Below are 6,518 nucleotides of genomic sequence, written 5' to 3' on the forward strand. Positions count from 1 at the left end.
TTCGACAACTCATCGACCACGAGTCGAACATCATGCAGCACAGCGGATTCCGGCACAACGTGAACGAATCACAACCACGTAAGACACGGTCTTAGTGGGCTCACTGGGCGCCTCGGATTTGGTGGGGGCATCGGATTTGGTGGGTGAGCCGCCCCCAGGTGTCGTCTGTGGTTCGTAATCGGGGCTTTCTGCGCTGCATGGAAGTTTCCGCGGGGGCAGCGTTCCGGTGAGCAGCGTCAGAGTCGAGCCCGACGTAAGGAGCAATGACCCATTCGGTGATTGTTCGTTGGGCGTCGGATCTTTCTCGGCACCGAGGACCTCAGAGGAGAACTGGCAAATGCTGAGCCCGGTGTCGGTGCCCTGCGCTATCGCGACGCTAACGCAGCCTCCGCATTCGTCGGCTATCCTCTGCACCGCTATTGCCCGGACTCTCACGATCGGGTTGCTGATCATCTCGGTGAAAGCCGGGATCTTTATTGGCGCACCTGCTGCCCGACCGGCATCGGTTTTCCCTGGCTGCCCCGGTGCGGGCCAACCTGGCGCGCCAGGGCTTGGTGAGGCACCGGCGCCAGGGCCTTGTCGGGCTGTTGTCGTCTGGTCTGGCAATTGACCTGGCACGGAGGTGGCGCAGCCTGCTATCGCTATCGTTGTCGTCGCCAGGACTATTGCTTGTCGAACATGCATGCCTCATTCCTCCTGTTCCATCGGTCTACTGCGAATTCTGGCTGTGGTTAGGGAAAGGGCAGCGGCCGACGGAGGTAGAAGACCTCGAAGGCGATGGTGTAGACGGCTGTCTGGGTACCGGCTGCGTTGCCGATGGCTGGTCCCGTGCCGATGAGGATGTCGCCGAGCGGGGTGAGTTCGACGTCGAATGACGCGTTGCCCCAGGATCGCAGGGTGAAGGTGGCTTTCGGGTTCTTGGGATCACCTGCGATGGAGAAGCCGATCTTATCGGCTTGGTGGGAGTCGAATGGCTGCTCAGCGGTGTCGCTGGCATCCGGTTCGTCGGGCCAATAGCCTTGGCGGTTGTCGAAAAGGTAGCTCAGGTTGGCGCTAGGTGGTGTCTCAAGCCGATCCACCATTTTCGTATATAGGTGTTTGGGGAGTCTTGGGCCTTCGACGTACTGCAGCGCCCCCTGGGCGTAGCTGGCGATCATGCCTTTTTTCACACCTGAGCCGGGTGTGCCGCTCTGACCTCGTTGATTGGTGGTGATCGTCACCAGCAACTGCTGCAAATAGAGGGCGTTCGGCTTCTGGTGGAACTGGCTGGCCTGCGCCATGACTTCCTCGAAATTCATTGTTTCTCTCCTTGTCAGAATGGCTCCTGGGTTCCACTCTGGCTCGAAGAAATGGAAGCGGCGCGAGTAGTGCTGTACTCGTCTGTCTCTGTACGAAGCGCCGGATGCCCGTTCGCCAGGATGATCAATACGCCCAGGTGGTCGGAAGCTCCACGGCGGACCGTGCGGTGGCCCCCCGATCTCTCCGCTGCGCACCGCAAGAGCGCGAGGAGGTCGAGCGGCGGGACAGTGGCAGTAAGCAGTCCAGACAGACGCTCTGGTTTACCGCGGTAAATCAGAGCAACCGCAGGGCGTCGGTACTGGCGTGGCTTCATGCCCCGGCTGGTTCGCCATGCGGCGATGTTAAGCCGGATATCGTAAATCGGCCTGGTGCTGTGGCATACCAGATGTCACCACCGCGTCGGGATCCCAACTCCAGCGGTCGTGGTGTTCGCCACGGTGCGCAGCCAGAGCAAAACCTCCAGCCACCGCTGGCGGCGCCCTCCCGGTCGGGCCGGACGGGCTCGGCGTCGGTACCCCACCTAGGCACCACGCCAGCGGGCACTGCGTCGCTGTGAGCTGGGCAGGTGAGCTTCACTGCGAATGGCTGCGATCGGTGTGACGGCCGCGCCAGGCTCGGTAGCACAGTGCGGTTGTTGCGCCTGCTGTGGCAAGTACCGCGGAGGGGGCGTTGCTGAGGGCCACGATCGCGACAACGGCTGTGAGGATCAGCGTCAGCGCCGCCAGGTCGAGCATTGTGGCCGACCTGGAGGTGTTCCGGCGCGGGCGCTGGTCGATCGGCATGAGGAAGTCCTTTCCGGTTGTGTTTCTCACCGGAGCTATTAGGGCTGGCGGTGCGTGATCCCCCAACATGGTTGTGCGCGGGCATTTTCGGCTGCGCGGGGGATGGAGTTAGTGCCGTCCTATAACCCTGACATCCGGTGCTCGACCTGTGCCCCGGAAGTGGCTACTGGTGCTTTAGCGGGGAGTGGCGTGCGCGTGAGGAGGAAATATGGGTGCATCGAGCTCACAGGCTGTACCCCGGCATCAAGGTGATCTCGGCCCATCCGAAGAACACCAACGTGATCACGAGGGGGATCGGGCTTCCTCGAGTCAGCCTCCCGGACCGGTAGAGCAGGCCTCCGCAGCACAGGCGGCTGCCGAGGAGAAGTTATTCGAGCTGCTTCGCGCGCAGGGCGTCCAAGGACCGGTCTGGAAGACGGTGATCATCGCGCTGTCCGAGTACGCCACCCAAGTTCTGGATCCGTGGATCTGGAGCGGGGAGATCTACAGCAAGCTCGACGAAAAGATGATCGGCTTGAAGATCGGCACCACCGAGCGGGCGGCGTTGACCGTGAACCGGGAATACAGGCAGGAGATCATCGCCCACACCGTGGTCGGCGCGCTGACGAAGTTCCGGGAGGCCATGCGCGCGGGAAAGGGCTGGGACCCCTGTCGAGGAGCGCAGCTACGCACCTATTTCGTCACCGCCTGCCTCTATGAGTTTCCACGCGTTCTCGAGGGAGATCTGCGGTGGCGGCGCACCAATCAGCCCGTACCCGTCGAGTACGACGACATCAATGAGCTTCTGGAGACAGGCGGACGGGGAATGTTCCGGCCGCATGTCGATCCCATCGCGGCGGCGACCGATCGGTTGATGATCACGAACTATCTCGCGACATTGACAGCGCCTGACCAGATCATCGTCCGGGCAGTCGCCGAGGGCTACACCCACGCCGAGATCGCACACCTTTTCCCGAGCCTTGCGCTGACCCCCAAGGCGATCGAACGCCGCCTGTATCGAGTGCGCCAAGAAGCTCGTCTAGCTCTGAGGAGCGAGCGATGAACCAACACGACCTCACCACTGCGGCAGGCCTAGCTGCCTATACCCAAGCCCTGATCGAACAGTCGTCGCTCGGGGAACAGGAGCCTCTGCTGTTACGGCGCCGGGCTCCTCGCCACCAGATCGCCCGAATCCGCGAGCTGCTCGACCAGCACCCCCAAGACACTGATACAGAGTTCGTGACGGGGGAGAGTGACAATTCCGGACGGGGGAGTTCGACGCTGCGACCGGGAGGCCCAGCACTGTCCGCATCCGCTGATCCTGTGGAGCAACCCGTCTCATCCTGGGCACTCGATTCGCTGATCACGCAGGTCGCCACGGAACTTAGGGCTGTCGACCACGCCACCATGGTGCCTGCGACGGAACGCGTCCTCGCCTGGCTGATCGAGCATCTGAATGTCGAGTTCGGTTACCTGCGGCGCATCGACCGGGATCGGCGTGCGACCGTGCTAGTGGCCGAGTGGCCGCGTCGATCGGCACCGGATCCGGATCCGCTCAACGTCGTGTACTTCGATCAGCCGTATTCCCCGTTCCATGCGGTCGAGAACGTGACCGAGCCGACGATCACCCACGCCGACTCCTACCTCGATCACAAGGTGACCACCGCCGTCGTGCCGCTGATCGCGCGGGGTGAGTCGGTCGGCTTCCTGGGTTTCGTCAGGCATGGCGCCTGGTCCTGGAGTGACCAGCAATTGGGTGTGCTCACGGTGATCGCCTCACTTCTGGCACAGCTGCAGGCACGACTCGACGCCGAAACCACAACGCAGCACGTCACCATGCACGACGACCTGACCGGTCTGCCCAATCATCACGCCCTGTGGAGGCACATGGAGCAGCGGCTACGGCCCGGTCGGCCTGGACCGGTGGCAACACTCTGCGTGGGCGTGGACAGGCTGAATACAGTCAACAACCACCTCGGGCGCACGGCCGGCGACAAGGTCCTGCGTGTCATCGCGGGACGGCTGAAGGACTCTTTGGAGCGCAGCGACATGATCGCCCGTTTCGGCGGTGACGAGTTCGTTGTCGTGCCGTCGAAGCCTATGGACGCCTGTACTGCGGAATTCGTCGCCTCCGGGCTCCGGCAAGCACTGGCCGGGGGAATCACCGTCAATGGGCAATCCATCGGCTGCGGAGTCAGCGTCGGTGTGGCCGTGGGCATCCCCGGCGAGGTCCCCGCAGACGTGCTGCGCCGGGCTGATCAGGCGTTACGCGCAGCAAAGACTCAGGATGGCAATGGGGTCGCTGTCTTCACCGACAGCATTTTCATGCAGTTCGACCTTCGTGACGATGTTGCACTCAACCTGCCGAGCGCGGTCTCCGACGACTCACTGGTCCTGTACTACCAGCCGGAAGTCGACCTGCGCACGGGCCGCGTGCTCGCCGTGGAGGCGTTGGTGCGCTGGCAGCACCCCACCCGCGGCCTGCTGGCACCGGACACGTTCGTCGGGATCGCAGAAGCGACCAACCTTGCAAGTGACCTCGGTGATTGGGTGATCCGTACAGCCTGCGCCCAGTTCGCCGACTGGCGCCGCCGTCGGCTCGCTACGGACGTGATATTGCGGATCAACGTCTCCCCGATGCAGCTGATCGGCGCGAACTTCGTGGAGAAGGTAGAGACTGCGCTACTCCGGTACGGCATTCCAGGCAGCTCGGTGTGCTTCGAGATCACCGAAAACGTGGCCGTTCAGGACCTGCCCCGCACCCAGATGACTCTGGAGGCACTTACCCGCCTGCATGTGCAGATCGCGATCGACGACTTCGGCACCGGATACAACACCCTGTCCCACCTGAAGTCACTGCGCGTGAACACCGTCAAGATCGACCGCAGCTTCGTCAGAATCCTCAATCAAAGCACCGACAATCGCGCCATCGTTGAGTCCATCATCGGACTGGGCCAGGCGTTCGAACTCGATGTCGTCGCAGAAGGAGTCGAAACCGCCGCGGCCGCACGGACATTGCTCGAACTGGGCTGCTACCGCGCCCAAGGCTTCCTCATCGCACACCCCCTCCCTGCTGAGGATGTCGAGGCCCACCTGGCCGCTGGGGAGATTCCACTCAGCCTTGAGCGATCCCACGAGGCCATTTCCGGTGGCAGGACGACTACTAATTGCTGGTATGGCCCAAGCTCGCAGACGCGGATGCCTGAGTCCGGTTTCACTGGACCAGGAACGTCATAGGCGCTGGCCGTAGGGCTCATGCCGCCGGCGCGGCGGCGGTCGTCTGAGGTGAACAGCTCCGTGGTTGCTTCGTCGACGGGTACCGACTGCAGCAGGTCGGCCCGCCTCCACTGTCTGAGAGTGCCTAGGCGATGCTTCCGCGTGCTGCCGGGCAGGGGCACTGCCGGGCGCCTTGGTGTGAGGCCCAAATCGTGGCAACGCGAAGCTGGAGAGGCCGTGGACGACGCAGACGCGCACGGGTCTCGCACTCCGGCGAGCAAGTTTCCGCCTGCCGGAAGCGCGCAGCTTATTCGCGGCGCACGGCGAGGAGCGCATGCCGGACGGCCCCGGAACTCGACTTCAGCCGGGCTCCGGGGCCGTTCCGTTGCGGCGTTGCGCGCCGTGTAGCGGCAGTTACCGGGGAGGGCCTCGCGGCCTGTCACTAGGTCTTGCGCACGGCGATTACAGGCCGGGGCGCAAGATCCGGTGCGGGAGTGCACATATCGTGAACTTCGTCGTTTGCCGAGGAGTGCACGTGCAGTTGAACAGCTGTTAGGGAATGCTCATCAGTAATGCTGCCCGCGGTCGTATGCCTCGTAACCCCAGCCGATCTCGTTGCTGTACCAAAGGCATGCGTACCTGCTGCTCTGGTCGACCGCAGTACCGTCGGCCCGACGATGCGCTTCGCAGTCTTCCCGTGACCAGCTGGCCTGACTGCGCAGGCGTGTTCCGTCGGCTGCCGCGGGCCCTGCGACCGCTGCGCCAATGCTGAGTCCGATGATCAGGGCTGCGAAGTACTTCTTGTACATTCTCGTCCAATCAGTTGGTTGTGTATTGCAGAAAGCTGCATCGGTGCAGCTCCTGTGTCGGGCGAGCTGTCTTCCCGACACCAGGTATTTGTTCGACCCGGTCACTGCGTGATCGACGTCGCGTTGGAAGCCTCGAGCAAGCGGTGTAGTACAGACCGAGCTGTCTCGAAGCTGCGGAAAAGGACCCGCGCCAACCGTCTGAGGGCCAGCGGAGAAGTACTGCCGTCTCTCAGCTCCGATTTGCCCGAGTGCGCGAGCGGGCCTTATCCACGGACTCTGGTTGAGTAGGTGTTCGGCTGGTCTCCGCTTGACGAACCAAGACGAGCACGATTCGTCAGCTGTCGGCGGAACGTGAAAACTGATCACTGCGCGGCAACTCAAAATGGACCACCTGGTCGGTGACCCTGGCTGATATCCGAGCCAGGGAGGACCG

4 protein-coding genes are annotated in these 6,518 nt (G+C 62.9%); 2 read left to right on the forward strand and 2 right to left on the reverse strand.

What is annotated here, in order from left to right; all coding sequences use genetic code 11:
• Positions 1–731: 731 nt before the first annotated feature.
• Together ACWDMM_RS33700 and ACWDMM_RS33705 are read right to left on the reverse strand one after the other, a co-directional pair.
• Entirely contained in the window at positions 732–1,298 is a 567-nt protein-coding gene (locus ACWDMM_RS33700; RefSeq protein ID WP_449941569.1) for a hypothetical protein, read from the reverse strand.
• Between the two features lie 573 nt (positions 1,299–1,871).
• Positions 1,872–2,081 (reverse strand): hypothetical protein, encoded by a 210-nt coding sequence (locus tag ACWDMM_RS33705; protein WP_449941572.1) that lies wholly within the window; start codon positions 2,079–2,081, stop codon positions 1,872–1,874.
• A gap of 208 nt (positions 2,082–2,289) precedes the next feature.
• Here ACWDMM_RS33705 and ACWDMM_RS33710 point away from each other — a divergent pair, with 208 nt between their 5' ends.
• Positions 2,290–3,123: a hypothetical protein gene (locus tag ACWDMM_RS33710; protein ID WP_449941575.1), complete on the forward strand. Its 834-nt coding sequence runs from the start codon at positions 2,290–2,292 to the stop codon at positions 3,121–3,123.
• Positions 3,120–5,297, forward strand: a complete 2,178-nt coding sequence (locus ACWDMM_RS33715; RefSeq protein WP_449941578.1) for a putative bifunctional diguanylate cyclase/phosphodiesterase — start codon at positions 3,120–3,122, stop codon at positions 5,295–5,297. Before ACWDMM_RS33710 ends, ACWDMM_RS33715 begins: the two co-directional genes overlap by 4 nt.
• The last annotated feature ends 1,221 nt before the right edge of the window (positions 5,298–6,518 follow it).

The organism is Nocardia sp. NPDC003726, from assembly GCF_053586955.1.

Excerpts from the sequence above, each read along its gene's own strand:
- ACWDMM_RS33700 (WP_449941569.1), bottom strand. The coding sequence starts at position 1,298 with ATGAATTTCGAGGAAGTCATGGCGCAGGCCAGCCAGTTCCACCAGAAG.
- ACWDMM_RS33705 (WP_449941572.1), bottom strand. The coding sequence starts at position 2,081 with ATGCCGATCGACCAGCGCCCGCGCCGGAACACCTCCAGGTCGGCCACA.
- ACWDMM_RS33710 (WP_449941575.1), top strand. The coding sequence starts at position 2,290 with ATGGGTGCATCGAGCTCACAGGCTGTACCCCGGCATCAAGGTGATCTC.
- ACWDMM_RS33715 (WP_449941578.1), top strand. The coding sequence starts at position 3,120 with ATGAACCAACACGACCTCACCACTGCGGCAGGCCTAGCTGCCTATACC.